Source organism: Shewanella sp. MTB7 (assembly GCF_027571385.1).
Classification (GTDB): domain Bacteria; phylum Pseudomonadota; class Gammaproteobacteria; order Enterobacterales; family Shewanellaceae; genus Shewanella.
Map to the genome: position 1 here is coordinate 4641840 of NZ_CP085636.1, position 20028 is coordinate 4661867.

The 20028-nt window shown below is 43.6% G+C and carries 15 protein-coding genes and 1 pseudogene; 6 read left to right on the forward strand and 10 right to left on the reverse strand.

Annotated features, from left to right (window positions below; translation table 11 throughout):
- Positions 1–143: 143 nt before the first annotated feature.
- Positions 144–368 (forward strand): annotated as a pseudogene (locus HWQ47_RS20125) (GNAT family N-acetyltransferase); the annotation flags it as partial.
- Positions 369–635: 267 nt separating this feature from the next.
- Positions 636–857, forward strand: a complete 222-nt coding sequence (locus tag HWQ47_RS20130; protein ID WP_269967813.1) for an amphi-Trp domain-containing protein — start codon at positions 636–638, stop codon at positions 855–857.
- A gap of 114 nt (positions 858–971) precedes the next feature.
- Here the strand turns inward: HWQ47_RS20130 and radA are convergent, their stop codons facing one another.
- Entirely contained in the window at positions 972–2345 is a 1374-nt protein-coding gene (gene radA, locus HWQ47_RS20135; protein ID WP_269967814.1) for a DNA repair protein RadA, read from the reverse strand.
- A gap of 388 nt (positions 2346–2733) precedes the next feature.
- Between radA and HWQ47_RS20140 the strand changes: the two genes are divergently transcribed.
- Positions 2734–5166: a PilZ domain-containing protein gene (locus tag HWQ47_RS20140; RefSeq protein ID WP_269967815.1), complete on the forward strand. Its 2433-nt coding sequence runs from the start codon at positions 2734–2736 to the stop codon at positions 5164–5166.
- A 151-nt stretch (positions 5167–5317) separates the two neighbouring features.
- On the forward strand, positions 5318–6553 hold the full coding sequence (locus HWQ47_RS20145) for an alpha/beta hydrolase (protein WP_269967816.1): 1236 nt from the start codon (positions 5318–5320) through the stop codon (positions 6551–6553).
- 104 nt (positions 6554–6657) lie between these two features.
- On the opposite strand, the gene nrfD is transcribed toward HWQ47_RS20145, so the two are convergent.
- The 4 genes from nrfD to HWQ47_RS20165 all read right to left on the reverse strand — a co-directional run bounded on the left by nrfD (position 6658) and on the right by HWQ47_RS20165 (position 12600).
- Positions 6658–7605, reverse strand: coding sequence for an NrfD/PsrC family molybdoenzyme membrane anchor subunit (gene nrfD, locus HWQ47_RS20150; RefSeq protein ID WP_269967817.1), 948 nt, complete (start codon positions 7603–7605; stop codon positions 6658–6660).
- Positions 7602–8174, reverse strand: a complete 573-nt coding sequence (locus tag HWQ47_RS20155; protein WP_269971806.1) for a 4Fe-4S dicluster domain-containing protein — start codon at positions 8172–8174, stop codon at positions 7602–7604. The genes nrfD and HWQ47_RS20155 overlap by 4 nt, the downstream gene beginning before the upstream one ends.
- 12 nt (positions 8175–8186) lie before the next feature.
- Positions 8187–10466 (reverse strand): thiosulfate reductase PhsA, encoded by a 2280-nt coding sequence (gene phsA / locus HWQ47_RS20160; RefSeq protein WP_269967818.1) that lies wholly within the window; start codon positions 10464–10466, stop codon positions 8187–8189.
- Between the two features lie 349 nt (positions 10467–10815).
- Positions 10816–12600, reverse strand: a complete 1785-nt coding sequence (locus HWQ47_RS20165) for a sensor histidine kinase (protein WP_269967819.1) — start codon at positions 12598–12600, stop codon at positions 10816–10818.
- Positions 12601–12832: 232 nt separating this feature from the next.
- Here HWQ47_RS20165 and HWQ47_RS20170 point away from each other — a divergent pair, with 232 nt between their 5' ends.
- On the forward strand, positions 12833–13444 hold the full coding sequence (locus tag HWQ47_RS20170) for a response regulator transcription factor (protein ID WP_269967820.1): 612 nt from the start codon (positions 12833–12835) through the stop codon (positions 13442–13444).
- A gap of 25 nt (positions 13445–13469) precedes the next feature.
- Here the strand turns inward: HWQ47_RS20170 and HWQ47_RS20175 are convergent, their stop codons facing one another.
- Both HWQ47_RS20175 and serB read right to left on the reverse strand, forming a co-directional pair.
- A complete protein-coding gene (locus HWQ47_RS20175; protein WP_269967821.1) occupies positions 13470–14396 on the reverse strand; it encodes an alpha/beta fold hydrolase in 927 nt (308 codons plus the stop codon).
- A 239-nt stretch (positions 14397–14635) separates the two neighbouring features.
- Complete coding sequence (serB, locus tag HWQ47_RS20180; RefSeq protein WP_269967822.1) at positions 14636–15616, reverse strand: phosphoserine phosphatase SerB; 981 nt, start codon at positions 15614–15616, stop codon at positions 14636–14638.
- A 114-nt stretch (positions 15617–15730) separates the two neighbouring features.
- On the opposite strand from serB, the gene HWQ47_RS20185 reads away from it, so the two are divergent.
- Positions 15731–16360 (forward strand): AhpA/YtjB family protein, encoded by a 630-nt coding sequence (locus tag HWQ47_RS20185; RefSeq protein WP_269967823.1) that lies wholly within the window; start codon positions 15731–15733, stop codon positions 16358–16360.
- Between the two features lie 115 nt (positions 16361–16475).
- Here the strand turns inward: HWQ47_RS20185 and deoD are convergent, their stop codons facing one another.
- From deoD to deoA, 3 genes are all read right to left on the reverse strand, one after another.
- A complete protein-coding gene (gene deoD, locus HWQ47_RS20190; RefSeq protein ID WP_269967824.1) occupies positions 16476–17186 on the reverse strand; it encodes a purine-nucleoside phosphorylase in 711 nt (236 codons plus the stop codon).
- Between the two features lie 120 nt (positions 17187–17306).
- Positions 17307–18524: a phosphopentomutase gene (locus tag HWQ47_RS20195; protein WP_269967825.1), complete on the reverse strand. Its 1218-nt coding sequence runs from the start codon at positions 18522–18524 to the stop codon at positions 17307–17309.
- 16 nt (positions 18525–18540) lie between these two features.
- On the reverse strand, positions 18541–19872 hold the full coding sequence (deoA, locus tag HWQ47_RS20200) for a thymidine phosphorylase (RefSeq protein ID WP_269967826.1): 1332 nt from the start codon (positions 19870–19872) through the stop codon (positions 18541–18543).
- Between the last annotated feature and the right edge of the window lie 156 nt (positions 19873–20028).

Sequence of the window (20028 nt, forward strand, 5' to 3'; positions counted from 1 at the left end):
TCCCGCTGAATGAACAGATACTTAATGTAATTGGTATCGTCCCACATGTGGGTCATTACAAGTCACGATCCATGGAAGGTCACATGGTGAAATATATCAATCAATTTGAAAGGAACAAGTATGGTTGAAGTAGAGGCGGTCACCTTGGGCGGATTGCCATTTTAAATGAATATCGTGGTAAAGGCTTGGGCTCGAAAATTATTGCATCATTAACCCAAATTGCAGTTGCAAATGGTTATGCTCGTGTTTATCTCGATTCACAAAAACAGGCTATTGAGTTCTATGAGAAACTGGGTTTTACACCATTTGGTGATGAATATATTGAGGCCAATATTGAACATATTTCAATGGAAAAAACCTTAATTTAACTCACTACTCAGGATTTAGTGAGTGGGAGAGACATCCTGCAGGTGATGAATTAGTACAAGTTATTGAAGGTGAATACATTTAGTGCTCTTGGATAATGGTGTTGAAACTAAACAGAGGTTTATGCCAGGAGAACTAATAGTCGTGCCCCAAGGTGTATAGCATAGATTCGAATCCCCCAACGAGTTAAAAGTATTGACCATAACACCACCTCCGACAGAACATAGTATTATAATGCCAAAGTGAATATCACCAAAAGGATGACGGTAATGAGGGTTAAAAAAGAGAGAGATATCGAGAAGAGTTACACCAACGCAGAGTTTGTAGCCAAATTGAGACGTCTGGCTGATTCATTAGAAAGCGGTAATAAATTTGAAATACAGATCGCCGGTGAAAGGATCTATGTTCCCGTCCGGGCCATTTACAATATTGAACATGAGCGTGAAGGCACTGAAGAGGAGATTGAGTTTCAAATCAAATGGTCTAACTAAGCACTTTTACTCAAAAAGCATGCTAGAAGTAATGTGATGACACAGGGATAACCTAGCAAGCGTCCAAGAGCCTCTTTCAATGCTCTTGGACTTAGTGATATCAACTGTTAGCCGTTAATTAATCAACTCCATCAGTTCGTGAATCGTCTTAACCGGGTTTATTTTAGCCCCTAAACCTTCCATTGATTTATGATAATTGCGGAATGGAATAAAGATCTCAGTAAAACCATGTTGAACTGCTTCCTTCACTCGTGGAACGCCGCTGTCGATAGGGCGAACATCGCCGTTTAAACTGAGTTCCCCCATGATGCAGGTCGTTCTTGGCACCACGAAATCATTCAAACTGCTGAGTAAGGCTGTGACTAAGGCTAAATCGATACAAGTTTCAGACTCATCGATTTTCAAGCCACCGACTATATTGAAATAGGTATCATGAAAAATCTTCGTCTTAGTGTGTTTACGCAATATTCCTGTCAGCATCTTAATACGGTTCATATTCAGGCCAACACAGACTCGTTGTGGAAACTCACCTTCTGTTTCTGTGGTTAAACACTGGATCTCTAGCAATAAGTTGCGATTTCCTTTCCGAATACAAGTAATTGTCGCACCTGCAGACTCGGTGGTTGATCCAGAAAGGAATATTTCACTCGGGTTATCGACACTGAGCATACCCCGCTCAGTCATTCTGAAAATACCGACAGTATCGACATCACCAAAGCGGTTTTTATTCGCCCTAAGAGTTCGTATTTGCCCATCGTTACACTCTAAATGAGTTAAGCAATCAACAATATGAATCAAAGTCTGCGGGCCTGCAGTCTCGTTATTTTTATTCACATGAGCCACTAAGAACATGGTGACGTTATTTTGTTTACAGTATTGAGTGAGCGACTGTGCACTGCTTTTTACTTGGGAGGGAGAACCTGGACTACCATTGGCCAAATCCGTAACGACCGCTTGTATCGAGTCGATAACAGCAAACTTAACCTGTTTAGCATCAAGCTCGGCAATAATCGCCTCAACACTGGTTTCCGCCATCAAATAGAGATTTTCTTCGTTGCAGTCTAACTTGAGGCGATTGACACGATTCTTAAACTGCGACAATGACTCTTCAGCAGTACAGTAGAGCGATGGCATAATTTGAGACATGCGAGCAACAAGATCCGATAGCAAGGTAGTTTTACCCGCTCCAGGATCACCTGAGATAATATTGACCGACCCAGTGGTTAAACCGCCACACAAGACGCGGTCTAATTCACCAATGCCCGTCAGCATTTTTTCCGCTTCAAACTCCTTTATTTCACTCAACTTCTTAGAGCCACCACCCACGGCGCCAGCATAACCTGCCACAGAAGAGCTAGATGACTTGCTAGTACCTAAACGGACTTCGGTAATGGTATTCCACTCTTGGCATGCACTACACTGCCCCTGCCATCGAGGAAAGTCTTGGCCACACTCATTGCACACATATGCTGTTTTATTCTTCGCCATATCTCTTCATAATTGGTATACCCCCTTAAACTAGGGGGATAAGTCGGTTTAATTTAATAGTAACAACACACTCTTTATCCGAATGCTAAACTGCTTATGATTAACCGAATATTACCACCCGGTTATTATGCAATCGAATTGTGAACATTTTTATAATGGTTAAGTCATAATAACAGCTTATAGTCAAACTGATCGGTATTCGTTATCAAGAAATCTCGGCAACTGCCGACATAAGATTAGCTAGCGACAAGGTTATCAGTCATGGAATCATTTATACTCTATGTTAAAAATAATGAATCCTAATTTGTCTGCTGCACAGTTCATGTCACGGGTTTAAATAACATCGAATAATAATGAAAAGTCCCCCTACTAATAATAAGAGTGAGTGATGAGTTTAGACGAACACAGCGCCTTAATTGAACAACTAAAACCCCTGCTAATGGAACCCGATTTCCAGTCGCTTTTCGACATGCTAACGAAAGATGAATCAAACTCAACCCGTTTTTTGCTAAAAATGGAACTAAATCGTATCTCAACGCTCTGTACACGACTTATCGATTTAAGGGATAAATCCGAACTACCTTGTGATGAGGTGACACAGGGAAGCCTACATCATTACTTAGATGAACCAGCAAAAGAGTGCTTTAACGAGTCCATGGCTTTATATCATGGCAATTATACACTCGGGGTTTATGAACATGTTCTCGACACTCATAAACGTCGTAAGGCTAAGCTTCAAGAGGTCGGTCAAGTCATCGAACCCTCGCTATCTGAACCTTTTATTGCAAAAGGCGTGGTGCTGGGGAGCTACTTCAATCGCAGTGAAGAGAGGATGAATTACAGCATTCGAATTGCCGTTTTTCAGCCCGGAACCGTGGAAATCTCAGGGATAACGGTCGATCTCTCTGTTGGAGGCGCACGTATACGTTTGCCTTTGAAACATGATTTAAACCTCGATACTCCTATTAAGGTAAAGTTACTGGAACTGAGTGAGGAGTATTATTTTGAAGACTTACAAAAAGGTGTCGACTATCAAATAGTTGACACTCAAATAAACTCTGAATACTGCTGGATGCGACTTAAGCGTATTGGCGGAAAAGATGCGCTCACCGAGATGCTATCTAACCTGATTAAGGGACATAAATTCAGATATAAAGTCGACATCAATGATATTTTAGTGGCCGCTACTGGACTTGGATTTGAACGCCATTATCTGCCTCACCTTCCCCATCTACCTCTGTTTATCGAATCAGGGAATCAGGATGAGAATGTAACATATAAAATTACCCATAAACTTCTCAGTCGTGACAATCAACAACTGCAGTATTATTTTCAGGATGAGCAAAATATAAGTCAGCTCTCAAACATGATAACCAGTGACAGAATAAAATCCTTGATAAACGAGCCAAACAATAAAGATCATAGCCTATTATTCAGTTTCACTTTCCATACAAATGGCAGGATTTACTTCTATTCCGCTACATTGGCTGAACTAAAAAAGACCAAATTACTCCCTCTATTTTTAAGTTTTGGCTCTGCTAAACCCTCATGGAAAACCCTAAAACTCACCCATCATGCCATAGAGCATAGGAAGTCTTATAAAGCGAGTTTATTACCTGGCGACGATAGCTGTTACTCGGCGCTAACTGAAGCTCAACTTAAACGCTTCTCCCATGTGTTACAACTGATCGACTTAACCGACCCAAATGCTAAGGAGCATTATCAAAGCTGGAGCAAAGAGTGTGTAAATACTGCCAATGAACTAAAGCGCTTCGGTCAGCAAAAAAAGCAGAAAGATACCATAAAATTACTCTCCCTCCAGTTCAGTGAACGACGAAATGAAGCTCGATTCTCATTTAAGACTCAAGTTAAGGTGACTCAGGGGAAAAAAACGATAACGGGCTTTTCCCAAGATATCTCAAGTAAAGGATTACAAGTATTATTGGAACAAGCGGGGGATTTTGATAAAACGGCCCCTCTTCAGCTTAGCTTCCCAAAGCTTCAGACTATTGCGGGCAAGATTCAACTCAATCAGCTTCCCTATCGACTTATAAGAGCCAGACAGTCTGGAGCAAATGTACATCTAGCAGCTGTGATGGGCCACAACCCTCACATAGGTGTCGAATTTATGAATAAGCTCATCACCAGTAACCGCGATAAACTGGAAAAACTGACCGAAGCCAACAGTGAGATGAAGGAACTGGCTGACGGCTTAAAAAACTTGCTGATGCGAAACTTAGTGTCTGTGCCCTATTTTATCGAAAAAACGGTTAAAAGTGCCAAATTAAGTACCTTAGGAGTCGGAACGCATAAAAATGAAATCACTGATATTTTCGCTGCTTCAGCACCACAATCACTGGAATACAATCTGGAGTCTTTACTAAAAGATGGACGATTAAAACACGATTTCATCGATCCACTACGCACTCTGAAAACTCAACCAGGTCTCAATTTTTTCGAACTGTATCTGCAAGTATCCAGACAATCCCTCGGCCAAGTAAAAGTAAGATGTGTCACTCCAGATGAAATTGGCGATATCCGTGCTAGGGAGCATTTTATAAATCAAAGCCATAATTTAGGTCGCTTTATGGCATTAAGGGTCTATCGAGGTGTCACCGCAAAACCAGACCTTACCTATATAAGACGAGAGTTGGAATATATTGCGATCCATGCGCACCATAAAGCAAAGCAACTGCAAGAACTATTATGGAGAGTGGTAGGCGTCGGCGAGTTTCTTGATATCACTGAAGAGGTGTTACTTAGGTACCCTAGTATCTATCAAGAACTGGATCTTGAGGCAAACAAAACCACCCCAGCTTAGCTTCAACGGCTTGACAGCACAGGGCTGTCGAGCCGAATATTCATCACTTCACTCAACTTTGCCTAACTTTCACAGTGCTTTACCTAAGTTAACCCGTCTTTAAGCGAAAAACATGTAGGCTAATACTTTTCCTAACAAGATAGGCTACCTGATGAAAAGAGTCTTAACTGCGATACTAATCACTGGTTTTATCCTTACAAGTAGTCTTAAAGCAAGTGCTAACACCTTAGATAAACGGCCGATAATCGACGGCTACCAACATCATTCGCGACTACTTGCAGAAAACAGACGCTATATGCTCTCCCTTCCTGAACGCTATCATGTGAACCAACGCCGCTATCCCAGTCTCTACATTATTGATGCAGATTTTCAATTTCAACATGTGTCATCAATCACCAAGCACCTCACTCGAATGGGAAAGCTGCCACCAATGATTGTCATTGGGATCGCCAACCAAGGGGATGCTGACTACCTTAAAAGTACAACTTGGCCAGATGGTAAAGATGATGCATTCGGTGGCGCGCAGCAGTTCCACTCCTATTTAAAACAAGAGTTACTGCCCCTAATAGATACTCAATTTAGAACCGATAACCAAAAAGCCCTTGCTGGATACTCCCTCGGTGGTCTATTTACTCTGTACAGCATGATGCAAGAACACACCCCATTTAATGCCTTTTTGGCGATGAGCCCCAGTGTCTGGCATGACGATTATAGCCTGCCGAGCAAAATAGAACCCTTGCTAAAACAGCAACAATTAACCGCTCCTGTATTTATTTCACTGGCTAACGAAGAAGAGATGGGAGTCGATAAGTTGGTTGAAGTGTTCGAGCAATCCGCCCCTAAAACGCTCAACTGGCAGTATAAGCATTACCCTAACGAAAACCACTTCACCACAGCCCTACCTGCACTCTATGATGCACTGCTGTTCCTCGCGCCTAATTACGCCATTGATGCCTCAGACATGTTGGCTATAGGTGACTATCAACAGGTGTTAGCTCACTTTAGCCAACAGCAGAAAAACTGGGCTGGATTTCAGTTTGAGTGGCTTCAGGCTTACCAATTTGCTAAGTATCTGTTTTGGTCAAAGCAGTTAGATAAGGTCAATGATGTACTCAAAGCCATAAAACTTCAATTTCCACAATCCTTAACCAATGTCAGTATTCAACTTGCTAAAGGCTTTAATAAAAAGGAAGATTATGTTCGTGTCGCCCAACTACTAAACAGTGTACAAGCAGAAGGAAAATCGTTACCAGGTTGGCATAAACAGATGAGTATCTATCTTGCCAAAATAAATAAGCCTGAACAGGCCAAAAAGCATCAGAATATTGTGCTTCAATTAGCCCAAGATCTTCAATTGGAGAGCTGGGAAATGTGGGAGCTTAAGTAAATTAACTGCTTTTTCACAGCATGATGAAATATACACCATACAAAAATGCCCAAGTATCAACCTGGGCATTTTAGTTAACGCTGATTTACCTTAACTGACTTACGTTAACTGATATAGCTTTGCCCTGCATAAACCACAAAGTGTCTCAGTGCTAGTACGCCAAGAATGGTGCTACACGATACAGTGATTAAAAAGCCTTTACTGTGACGCCAAGACTTAGGTGCTAACGTGCTAGCCAGTACAGGAACGACTAAACCAAGCCCCACTACACCAATCCAAAATACGCTCGCCCACGCCCCAGTTGTTATCGCCGCTGTTGCCGCTTGTGCTGCAGGACCTGAGAAATTAAGACCCACAAACAGTAGCACTAAACATAAGGCTTCGTTAAAGGCTACTGGGTACTCGATACGATGCACCTGTTCGATACAGTCAGACTCTTTTTTACTGAAGAACAAGGTCGCCACTAAAATATTACCCGCAGAGCCAACTGACAAGGCTGATGCTAAAAACAGGGCAGGCAATACTGCGGTGTTTAAAATTGGGTAACTAATCAGGGCTGAAAGTAAGAAGCCAGTATAAACCCCCACACCGAGACCTAGAGCAAAAATCAGCTTATTAATACTGTTTTCTAACTGGCGACAAACTTTTAATGTTCCAGCAAGCCAAGGTGCATAATGCAACACTTGCTTTTCAAACACAATCGCAGCAAAAACAAACACTAATGGGATATAAACCAGCAGAGCTATCACACCCCAAGCCATCACCGAAGTCAGGTTGTAGTTAAGCAGGATGTGATAAAACTCAAAGGGTTTAGTCAAATCCAGTACTAGCAGTGCCATGCCTAAACTGATAGCCACTGGACCAATTACCGCTGCGGCCTTTATAACCGGTAAACCTTCTGTCGGCTGACCACGGCTTTGTTTGTACCATTTAAGCCCGATAGCCACCAGCATAGAGCCTGCTGATAAGCCTGCCATAAACAAGTAAACCGCGATGATCCAGTTCCACACTACTGGATCGTATTGTTCCATTGAACCCCAGATATTGTTCATGCTTTAATCCCTCCTTTACGGCTAGGAATGCGATAAACCCTTGGCTCAGTGCCTAGATTTACCTTTTGTTGGTAGTGCGGTTTGGTGTCTAACACTTTACGTACTGCTGATGTCATATCATTAGCATCACCAAAGGTTAATGCCTGAGTTGGACAAACAGTCACACATGCAGGTTCTTCACCGCGTGCTAAGCGAGTTTCTTTACAGAAATCACACTTATCTGGCACTCTTGTTTCAGGGTTAATAAAACGAACCTTGTATGGGCAAGCTGCAACACAATACAGGCAGCCAACACATTTCTTTTCGTTAATCGATACAATGCCGTCATCATTAACATAAGCAGCACCCGTTGGGCATACTTTAACGCAAGGTGCATTTTCACACTGCTCGCACGAAACGCGATTATATTTAAAATGTAGGTGTGGGAAATTGCCGTACGGCCCCTCGATTCTTACCTGAATTCGAGTTACCGACTCAGGCACATTGTTTTCACTACGGCAGGCCACGTTACACGCTTGGCAGCCAATGCACTTGTTTTCATCGTGCACGAGAACATAACGTTTAGTCATCATTAACTCCGATTAAATCTTGGCAATCTTTACACCGGTGGTATGCAGGTTCATACCTGTCACCGGAGCAATCACATGGGGAAGTAAGTTACCGCAATGCACACCTTTACCGGTTGCACGGGCAAGCTCTTTATTCTTTGAACCACAGCCCATATAGGCAAATACGGTGTCAGGACGAATGCCTGGTGTGACCAAGGCATGACCCTCTTCACTGCCGGTATCGTTATAGATCCTAATCTTGTCGCCACTTGAAATATTCAACAGGCCCGCAGTAATAGGGTGGATCCACAAGGCGTTATCAGACATTAAGTTAGCCAGCATCGGGACGTTCTGAGTACCTGAGTTGGTATGAACAGCCACTTTGCCTTGGATGAAAAACAGCTCATCGGCTTTCTTCATGGTGACTTCGCGATAGCGAATAACGCCACGCCCAGGTGCCATTTTTTCAACTTTGGCAGAGCTAAGCTCAATCTTGCCAGACGGTGTCTTAAAGCTTAACTGGCTGGCATAAGTCCCGTCGGCATCAACGGCTTTAGCATTGGGGTATGCACCAACAAAGTCTCTAACCATACCGCGCTCACGCAACATCAAAGGTTTACCAAAGCTAACGAAACCTTCGTCTTTTATTTTTCTGAGTAAGTTCAAATCACGCTGTACTTGGAACAGCTGTAAGGTCTCCATATTGTCCCAAGGGAAAAACTGACCTTGACCTAACTGGGTCGCAAGCTCTTTCCAGATAAGCCAGCTTGGCTTGGTATCTCCAATCGTTTCAACCACGCGTTGACGTACATAATAAGCAGGGTTTTTACTCGACTTATCGGCAATCTCTTCATCACGCTCTAGGTAAGTTGACTCAGGTAAGAAGATGTCGGCATACGCTGCTGACTCACTAATGTAGATATCGCACGCCACGATAAAATCGAGCTTCTGCATTGTTTTAACAATACGAGCTCTATCGGTCATGGTTTGCATTGGGTTGGTACGGCTCATTACCCAAGCGCGCAGTTGGTATGGCGTCGCGTCTAAAGTTGCATCTAGAATCGTTTGATAAATACCGCCTGATGACCATGTTAAGGCATACTGTTCATCGACCATATCAATACGCTTGGCAGTGATTTTTGGCATGCCCTCAACACCAGGCTTAGCCAAAATTGGAGCGACGGTATCGCCAGCAAACTTGTTATAGCTAGCGGCTTTTTTACCAAAGAACAACCCCCCCTTACGCTCAATGTTACCCACGAGCACGTTGGCGGCATATAACGCACGGCGCATCTCAAACTCTTCAGTAGTAAACGATGAGCGGTGACCAAAATCCACTAACGCATGGGGCGCTGCTGCTGCGTATTCATGGGTTATGCGGCGAATATCCTCAGCAGGAACATCACTGACCGATTCAGCCCACTCAGGAGTATAAGCTTTAACTTCCTTGGCAAATTCATCAAAACCAGATACATATTGGGCGACAAAGGCTCTATCGTACAGGTCATCTTCAATCAGGACATGGCATATCGCCAATGCAACCGCAACGTCAGTACCGGGTTTAATCGCATACCATTCATCCGCCTTATCCGCCACAATGGAAAAACGCGGCTCAAAAACGACTAACTTAGCACCCTTCTCCATTTGTGCATTCATCATGCCTCTGGTTTCAGACATGTTAATGCCTTCGTAAAGGTTGTGACCAAAGTTGATGATGTATTTAGAGTTGCTTAAATCGCGCTTAACTTTGCCACCAAATATCGCTTTAGCCGCAATGACATAACTGCCAGGGCAAGTCGATGCGTGAGTAAATGTATTTGGGCTGCCAAAGGCTTTGGCTAAATGAAACAGGTGGCCTGAGAGTGAGCCCGACTTTGATGAGAAGGCTACCGTCTCTGCGCCATGCTCAGCTTTAATCTTATTCAAGTTTTTAGCAATGATACTGTAGGCTTCATCCCACTCAATCTCTTGCCAGTTACCTTCACCACGCTCACCAACACGCTTTAATGGTTTAACGATACGTTGTTTATCATAAAGCTGACTGTGACCTGCACCACCACGAGCACACACTGCGCCACCAAATGATTTAGCGTTCTGGTTACCCAAAATAGACACGTTCTTGCCGTTAACAACACGTGCCGAGATCGGACAACGGGTTGAACACATTTCACAAATACTTGCGACAGACTCTGCACTACCTTGCAGTGGTGAATGTCCAAGGGCAGCCAAAGAGCCAGGGAGCGTTGTTGCTAATGCGCAAGTCGCTGTGCCCGCTCCGGCTCCTTTGATGAAGGTTCGCCGATCTAGTTTCATGATAAATCTCCAATGACGGTGGTGCTTAGGTTTAATGTGTATAGCCCTTAATCGCTGTAGGCAATCAAGGTCATTCCTAAGGTTTTCATCATTGTCACTGAGAGGTGTGAAAGTAGATATTGTGGTAAACCACATACAGATAAAGTGTTGAAGCCGTTTGTGAAGCAGTTCACAGTTCAATTTTCAATCAACACAGCTATGTGTAGCTGTATATTGTGGTAAACCACATAACGAAAAGAAGAGTCTTTTTTTGCTAGCTACAGCATACTTTTAATATAAATTGCGCAACTAAACAGTCGCACAATTCATAGGTTAAACTTCCATTTAAATCATTGATAGTAAAATTAATTTAGATTTGTATAGCTTGTTCGCTGCCCCGTTTTTTTAAGCTCAATGAGGCAACACATCCAGTTTCATTGTCACAACGATTACTCAATGTAAACCGGCCTTCATGCTCATGCATCACCTCATTGCATATTGCGAGTCCCAAGCCCAAACCATCGGCTTTAGTGGTATAAAAAGTGGCCATCAAAGCCTCAGCCCCCAGCGTAAGACCGGGGCCATTGTCCTTGATAAATATATTGACCTGATACTCTTTAAAATCTAACTCTATATGGATTTTACCTGTACTTGCATTGGGCGAATCAGCTATCGCATCAAGGCTATTTTTAATCAAATTGATCAGTACCTGAAGTAAGCCGACACGATCAGCGGTAATGAAAAAAGGCTCACCTTTAATCTGGGTGTTAACTTGAATATCACGTCTGGCGAGCTCAATCCTCAACAGCGCAATGCTCTCTTCCACTAAGGTGAGAATATTCACATCAAGCATGACAGCTTCACGTCGTTTCAATAAACCTCTGATGCGATGAACCACCTCACCCGCTCGAGTCGATTGATTATGAATTTTTTCAAGCAGTTTAATGCACGCTTCAACATCCGCTTCTTTTTTCCCTTGCAAGCGCATTATCCCCCCTTCGCTATAGCTAGTAATGGCGGCGATGGGTTGATTTATTTCATGGGCAAGACCTGCACCAATCTCACCAATGATGGATGCACTTTGCAGGCGCTCTAACGCAATAGCTTGCTGCTTTAGCTGACGCTCAGTTGCAATTAACGACTCACTTTTCTGATGAAAACGATATTCAATCCACAGGTGATAAAACGTAGCCACTAAAAATATAAGTACTGATAGAATGCCCCAGTGTCGATTATCATCCAGCCAATTTTTAACGATCTCCCAGCGACTACTATCGGGCGACTTGACGTGTAACTCTCTAAATAACTTAATCACCGCTAGCTGGCTAATTGGCGAGGTCCACCCCTGTAGTTGTGCCTTCACCGCCGCGGGGTGAGTAGATGGCAAATCCATTAACGCTTGGCTTATCTCTTTGCTCAACTCGGTATTGACACTCTCAATGGCGGCAAAGGACCAATTGGGATAAAGATGAGTACTACATTGACACTCAACACTTTTTGGACGACTCGGATTAAGCACTCGAAAATCGCCGAGATTGATGAGTCCACGGCCGACCATATCCTCCAAGGTGCATAAAGGAGTAATTGCCGCATCAACATTGCCATCTCGCACTTGATACAGCAGAGGATCGAGGGGGAAGCCGAGAAACTTTACTTGCTTAAAATAGTTATCAGGGGCCATCCCCAATCGGTGCATTAAGCCAACCGTCGCTTGAAACCCTCCAAGAGCATGAGGATCACTTGCAGCAACCACTTTGCCTTTTAAGTCATACAAGGTGCGATAGTCACTATCAGCCCTAACGATGATTGCCGAGCCTATGGCTGAGGTTGTGCCGTTATGACGCCTTGAACGCATTGTGGCGAGCCAAGACAAAGGATATTGGCTAGAAAGATAAAGGTATTGTCCAGGGTTGGTAATAATAAACTGGATTTGACCTAGCTCCATCGCTAGGTTTAATGCTTCAAAATCACCAGGATAAACATGAAACTGTGCCTCTGGCACACGCTCATTAAGGTACTCCATCATCGGAGTCCAGCGCTCAACAGCCTGTTGATGTCCCCAATTAGCCAGCACTCCCACATGAAATGGTTGCGAATTTGCCCAGATCGAAGATGAGAAAAGCAACACAGAGATGCACAATAAGATCCGCAACAAACTTACTTCCTAAAAATATGCTCCACTTGTTAATCAATACTGCCATCACACTGCTATTTGAGAGTTTGAGGGTGAAAAGTGGAGTGTGGTTGATTAGCGATAGCTTACGCTAGGTGGCCGTTATCACAGCGTGATGCAATTCATGCTTTATAGAAAATAGTTGGCTAAAAACAGTAAATTGAGATACTTATCATTTATTATTTATCTCCTACACCTATATAGAGAATACCCAGTGCAACTACACATCAACGGACCTGTCTATTTAGTCGATGACGACGACGCTATTATCGATTCAATCAGCTTTTTAATGGAGGGGTACGGCTACACGTTAATCAGCTTTACCAACGGCGATAGCTTTTTAAGCAAAGTAGATTTAAACCAAGCGGGTTGCGTGATCTTAGATGCCAGAATGCCAGGGCTCACAGGTCCTCAAATTCAACTACTGCTCAGCGACGCTAAAAGCCCACTGTCAGTCATATTTTTAACTGGCCACGGTGATGTTCCCATGGCGGTAGATGCATTTAAAAATGGGGCGTTCGATTTCTTTCAAAAACCGGTTCAAGGGAGCCTATTGTCACAAGCTATCGAAAAGGGATTAGTCCATAGCCAGAGCCAATTTCAACAACTCAGTAATCAAGTACTGATTAATAACTTATCGGATCGTGAAACCCAGATATTCCAATTAATCATTGCCGGAAACACCAACAAACAGATGTCGAATCAATTGTGTGTAGCCATTAGAACCATTGAAGTACATCGAGCTAAACTCATGACGAAGTTAGGGGTGAGTAACTTAGCTGAGTTAGTGAAACTTGGTCCATCTCACCTATCAAATAACTCATGAGCTAGAAAATAATACAGAGTCCAAGCTAAAGTGACATGTTAAAGTTAAGGTACCAGTCTCTCACCCGAGGGAAGTGGTCATCAACAGCATCTTTATGGATCAACATTTCAGCATGGCCATAGTCATGTTTGTTCCCCTCCGACTTTGATAATAAAGTGTATTCAACATTTGCTAAATTACACTCTTGAATCATGCGTTGCACATCGGCAGGGTTACCTAATACGTCGTCCCCAAGACCCGCTATAAACCAAGAGCTCGGCCACTTATCACGACTCGCAACACTTTGTGCCGCCTTGGCATAATCGAAGCCATCGTCATGATCTATCCAATCACCTCTTACCCAATCGATAGTTTGTGACAGTGAACGACGACTCTCATTGTCCATCCCCATTCCCCAACGGTCAGCAGCAAGGTAGCCATGTCCCCAAGCAATCATTTGCGCCATCTTGTTCCAACCAATATCGACCATCATATATTTCTTAAACGACTTAATCTTAATGGTGCGTTTGGTGCCGAAAGTAAGCAGAGAAGCCACACTCTCTTGAAAGAGAGGAAAACGAGAGATGGCACTGGCCATTAAGACACCGCCCCATGAGTGAGCACACCAATGAACCGTCGATACGTGAGGATGTAGGCCCATAATATAGTGTTGCACTAAGGGCAGTTGCTCGCGGATAACTTGTCCTTGACCGCCTTTAAAGCCCCTGTGAATTTTCGGCGTACTTAAGCCACGGCCTTGAGTGTCGAGCACATAGACAACAAAGCCTGATTTTGCCAGAAAACAAGCAAGACCTCGCCCGGTCTCACTGTAAAAAACTTTGCCATTCGACATGGCGCCATGGAGCATTAAGATAGGCGGCTGTTGCATGTTGGCATGCTCTGCCTTTATCTGTCTCAGATGCAATTGACCTTCAAGGTAAGGGATAAAAATAGAGTGCTGTTCTATGTCCACATTAAATATTACTTTAGTTAAGTGAATGCAATAACTTACTAACTTAAAATGAAAAAACAAGAGTAAATACTCAATAAAAGATGATGTGAACCACCGAGCTAGGATAAGACGAGTGAGTTCATATTGATACGGACTCATTTAAAACATAAATATATTTTAGCTTTTAGGTTTAAAGAAAAGATTTTCGAGGATTAAAGGAAAAGGAAAGCGAAATACTTTCCTTTTCACTCTACTGTGTGTTAAACCAATTGCAGTAGATAAGGCAGTACTTTCAAATCCAGCTTTTTAATTGCCACATCTGCCGCCGCTTCAAGTTTAGGTTTTGCATGGTAAGCGATACCAAAGTCAGCAATTTCAATCATAGGAATATCGTTAGCACCATCACCGATAGCCAATTTCTGACCTGGCGCTATGTTCCAGATCTCAGCACAGCGTTCAACCGTGTCGGCTTTAAACTGGGCATCGACAACTTGACCGGTAACTTGACCGGTAAGCTGACCATTTTCAATGACAAGCTCATTGGCATAAGCGGCATCAAACTCTAAAAGTTGTTTAAGATGACCCACAAAAGGGGTAAAACCACCCGATGCGACCACGAGTCGCCAACCATATGATTGCAACTCCTTGACCATCTCAGTTAAGCCGGGCATTAGCGGCAGTTTGTCACACAAGGTCTGAATAATCGCCTCATCGGCCCCTGTTAATTGAGCGACTCTCGCTCTTAGGCTTTCCTCAAAATCTAACTCACCCTGCATGGCGCGCTCGGTGACCTCAGCAACGGCTTCACCGACACCCGCCATAGTGGCCAGCTCATCGATACACTCAATCTCAATTGCGGTTGAATCCATGTCCATCACTAATAAGCCTGGACGATTAAGCACTGCTTGAGTCTCGCTGATAGCAAATACCTCAAGCGATTCAATAGCGGAAAGCAGTGTGAGTTGAGTGATATCGAGCGGGGTATTCAAACAAAACTCAACACAATGTAATCCATTTTGTCTAACGATATGAGCCAAACTCACAGGTTGAGCAAATGCTTGAATAAACGAGGCTAATTCAGTTTCAGCCGCCGTATTAACATAAACACATCTGTACTTAACCATACCTTTAGGTGCATCTGACTCAAGGTGTCGAGATATAGCCAGCGTTTGGGGATGTAAACGAGCGGTTTTATCCTCTTTCAACCATGAAAAAAGTGGAACTTGGTTAAGACTTTCCATTTGCAATACTTCTCCAACTATCAGGCGCGGGCATAATCAATTATCATAGGGTAAACCCATATCAAATTCAGGTACAAAGTGTTTTTTCTTAAAGGACTGAAAAAGAGACAGAGAGTGAGCAGATTTCTGCAAATCGTAATTGCACTGGCATTGGCAGTGGGTCTCTTTCAGCTATGGGAAACTAGCCTACTACAAGGACAGCAGCTTCTAAAGTCCCAAACTGAAAAGATGGCCAGATTGTTAGTTCAACAAACCGCTTATGGCGCTGCGCCGGCTTTACTGCTGCAAAATGACGAACAGCTACAGTGGTTAGCCACAGCCTTAGTATTAGATCCCAAAGTCATGTCAGCCAACATTTTTAGCGAAGATGGCCAGCGACTCTCTTTTGCTCAAAGTGTCACCGACGAGGAGTTAGAGCCGGAGTCCAAGGAACTAGATGCCCTACTAGCCCCCTATCCTCCCTATGTTGAAGCAGTATCTCAAGATGGCAACAATCTAGGTTTTATCGAAGTCAGGTTAGAACCTCGCCTGTTTTTTAATGAGATAAAAGAGGCTCACCAAATAAACATGCAGCAACAACAAGTGATGCTAATCATCGCTGGGTTAATCGGTATGTTGTTGTCGCGAGCACTGTCGTTTAAACGAGCCGACTTCGACCGCAGAAAGACGCGGTTTAAACTGAGGAAAAAACCGCTAAAGCTTAAGAAAGAGGCGTTGCCGGAAGAGATAACGAGTAGCGAGTAGCAAAAGAATAAAGAGAAGAGAAAACAAAAAAGTAGATATAAAAAAATGGGCCCATAAATATGGGCCCATTTTCGTGAAGCATCCCCGCTAAGGGAAACTCGCTTAATCAAATAGATTAAAGCGTGATAGCCGCTTCTAGTGTCATCTCAATCATTTCGTTAAATGTAGTTTGACGCTCATCAGAAGAGGTCTTTTCACCAGTACGAATATGATCAGATACAGTACAAACACACAGCGCTTTAGCGCCAAACTCAGCAGCAACACCATAAAGGCCAGCAGCTTCCATCTCGACACCTAAGATATTCATCTTTTCCATTACGTCGAACATAGATGGATCTGGCGTGTAGAACAAGTCAGCTGAGAAAACATTACCAACGCGGAACTTAGTCCCTTTAGCTTCAGCCGCTTTTACAACAGCGCTAAGTAAGCCGTAATCAGCAATCGCGGCAAAGTCTTGGCCCTTGAAGCGTAAACGGTTAACTTGAGAGTCAGTACAAGCACCCATTCCAATGATAACGTCACGTACTTTTACATCAGTGCTTACAGCACCACAAGTACCAACACGGATAAGGTTCTTCACGCCGTAGTCTTTAATCAACTCAGTTGCATAGATCGAAGCTGAAGGTATGCCCATACCTGAACCCATAACAGAGATGCGAGTCCCTTTATAAGTACCAGTGTAACCAAACATGTTACGTACATCAGTCACTTGCTCAACGTTCTCTAGGAAAGTTTCAGCAATGTACTTAGCACGTAGTGGATCGCCTGGGAAAAGTACTGTTTCAGCAAAAGCACCGTCTACTGCATTAATATGTGGTGTAGCCATCTATATAACCCCTTATATATGTGTAACTTAAATTCGTTGACTTAAGTCTTGTAACTGGCGGCCATCGTCTAACCGCCAAATTTAAATTCTTAACGAATAACTCGTCGTTGTAGCTCAAACTTACTTGATGAACGATTCACCGTATTCCATTGGCTCAAGCTCAAAATAGCTTGCAATGGATTGACCAATATCGGCAAAACTATTACGGCGGCCAAGAGAGCCTGCTGCCAATCCTGCACCGTACGCTAATACAGGCACCCGCTCACGGGTATGATCACTGCCTTTCCAACTTGGGTCACAACCATGATCCGCTGTTAGTATTAATAGATCGTCTTCACTCAACAACTCAAAAATCTCAGGTAAACGAGAATCAAAGTACTCAAGCGCTTTCGCATAACCAGGAATATCACGGCGATGACCGTAATGGGAGTCGAAGTCGACAAAGTTAGTGAAGATAATCGTCTTATCTCCCGCCAACTTAACCTGCTCAAGCGTCGCATCAAATAGCGCCTTCAAACCGGTTGCTTTCACTTTTTTAGTAATACCACAATGGGCATAAATATCGGAAATTTTACCCACGCTGACCACTTCACCACCGGCCTCTTTCATCTTATCGAGTACGGTTTTTGCTGGTGGTTCAACCGCATAATCACGACGATTACCAGTACGAGCAAAATCACTGGGATCAGTACCGACAAAAGCACGTGCTATTACGCGACCTATATTATAAGGCTCTAGCTCTTCACGGGCGATGATACATAAGTTGTAAAGGTTCTCTAAGCCAAAACTCTCTTCATGACACGCAATCTGGAAAACGGAGTCCGCAGAAGTATAGAAAATCGGTTGCCCCGTGCGCATATGCTCTTCGCCTAGCTCTTCCAGAATTGCCGTTCCAGATGCATGACAGTTACCTAAATAACCATCAAGACCGGCTCTAGCTAGAATCTTATCCGTTAACTCTTTAGGAAAAGAGTTAGTTAAGTCACTGAAGTAGCCCCATTCATAAAGCACTGGCACACCTGCCATCTCCCAGTGACCACTTGGCGTATCTTTACCTGTGCTGAGCTCGTCTGCATGACCATAAGCGCCAATCACTTCAACATCGTCACTAAAGCCTTCAGCAAAGGCTCCTGTACTCTCTTTCGCAGCTAGGGCTAAACCTAATTTGGCTAGATTGGGTAGTTTAAGTGGGCCCTCACGGCCGACATCAGCTCTTCCCTCTGCGCAAGCCTTAGCTATGCTACCGAAAGTGTCAGAACCAACATCGCCGAAAGATTCAGCGTCTGTCGCTGCTCCTACGCCAAATGAGTCCAACATCATTATGATTGTTCTTTTCATATTTACCTCTACTTCTTTACAGATCTTCGCTGCGAATATAACGATAAATCTCAGGTGTTTTCTCTGGACGAGTATCACCAATATGAATCGCTTTTCTCACCGCACTTTCGGCTTCTGCGAACGCTGTTTCTGTCTGAGCATGTATCATGGCAATGGGTTTATCTTGTGATATTTCATCACCTAGCGCACAAACTTGAGTCAGACCAACACTATAATCAAGAGCATCACCTGGTTTGCGGCGTCCACCACCTAAGGTCACGACAGCAAGACCAAGTTCACGGGTGTCCATCGACGTTGCAAAACCTGTTTGCTCCGCGTATACCGGACGAATAATTTTTGATTCAGGTAGATATAAGCCTGGGTTTTCAACAAAATCAGCTGGTCCACCAAGACCTGAGATCATGCGACCAAAAATTTCAGCAGCTTTACCATTATCCAATACTCTGTTTAACTTCTCACGCGCTTCAGTTTCGTTTGCGGCAAGGCCACCTAATAGCAACATTTCGGCGCAAAGACCCATAGTCACTTCATAAAGACGTGGATTACGATATTTCCCCGTGAGGAAATCGATAGCCTCTTTCACTTCAACTGCGTTACCAGCACAAGATGCAAGCACTTGATTCATATCAGTAAGCAATGCGGTGGTCTTAGTCCCTGCGCCATTCGCTACCGCAGTGATGCTGCGCGCTAACTCTTCAGATGCTGCGTAAGTGGGCATAAATGCGCCACTGCCCACTTTGACATCCATCGCTAATGCATCAAGACCTGCTGCAAGTTTTTTAGAAAGGATAGAAGCCGTAATAAGGGAGATTGACTCAACCGTCGCGGTATTATCACGGATAGAGTAGAAACGCTTGTCGGCAGGAACAAGATCGCCTGTCTGACCAATAATGGCGACACCGACCTCTTTAACGACCTTTCTGAAAAGTGCGCTGTCAGGCTCGGTTTGATAACCAGGAATAGCATCAAATTTATCGAGTGTGCCACCAGTATGGCCCAGACCACGACCAGAGATCATAGGCACATAACCACCACATGCGGCAGCCATAGGGCCAAGCATTAAGCTAATTACATCACCCACGCCGCCAGTGCTATGCTTGTCGATGATAGGACCGTTTAAACCCAGACTCTGCCAGTTAAGTACTGTGCCAGAGTCTCGCATGGATGTTGTCAACGCGATGCGCTCATCCATATTCATATCGTTGAAGTAAACCGCCATGCCGAACGCTGCAATTTGACCTTCTGAAACGGTATTGTCAGTGATGCCTTTAACGAAGAACTGGATCTCCTGTTTCGATAAAGCTTCAGCATTGCGTTTTTTACGAATTATCTCTTGTGCTAGAAACATGGTACTGCCTCCAAGTTTGTAACTGAAATTCAAGCTTTAGTAACAAACCTTAGTTTGAAACACCGATATCAAGTATAAAATACTAAATATAGTAACTTTACTACACCTGATAGTAACTAAATTTCGATATAACCAACTAGATTTAGATCACACTTA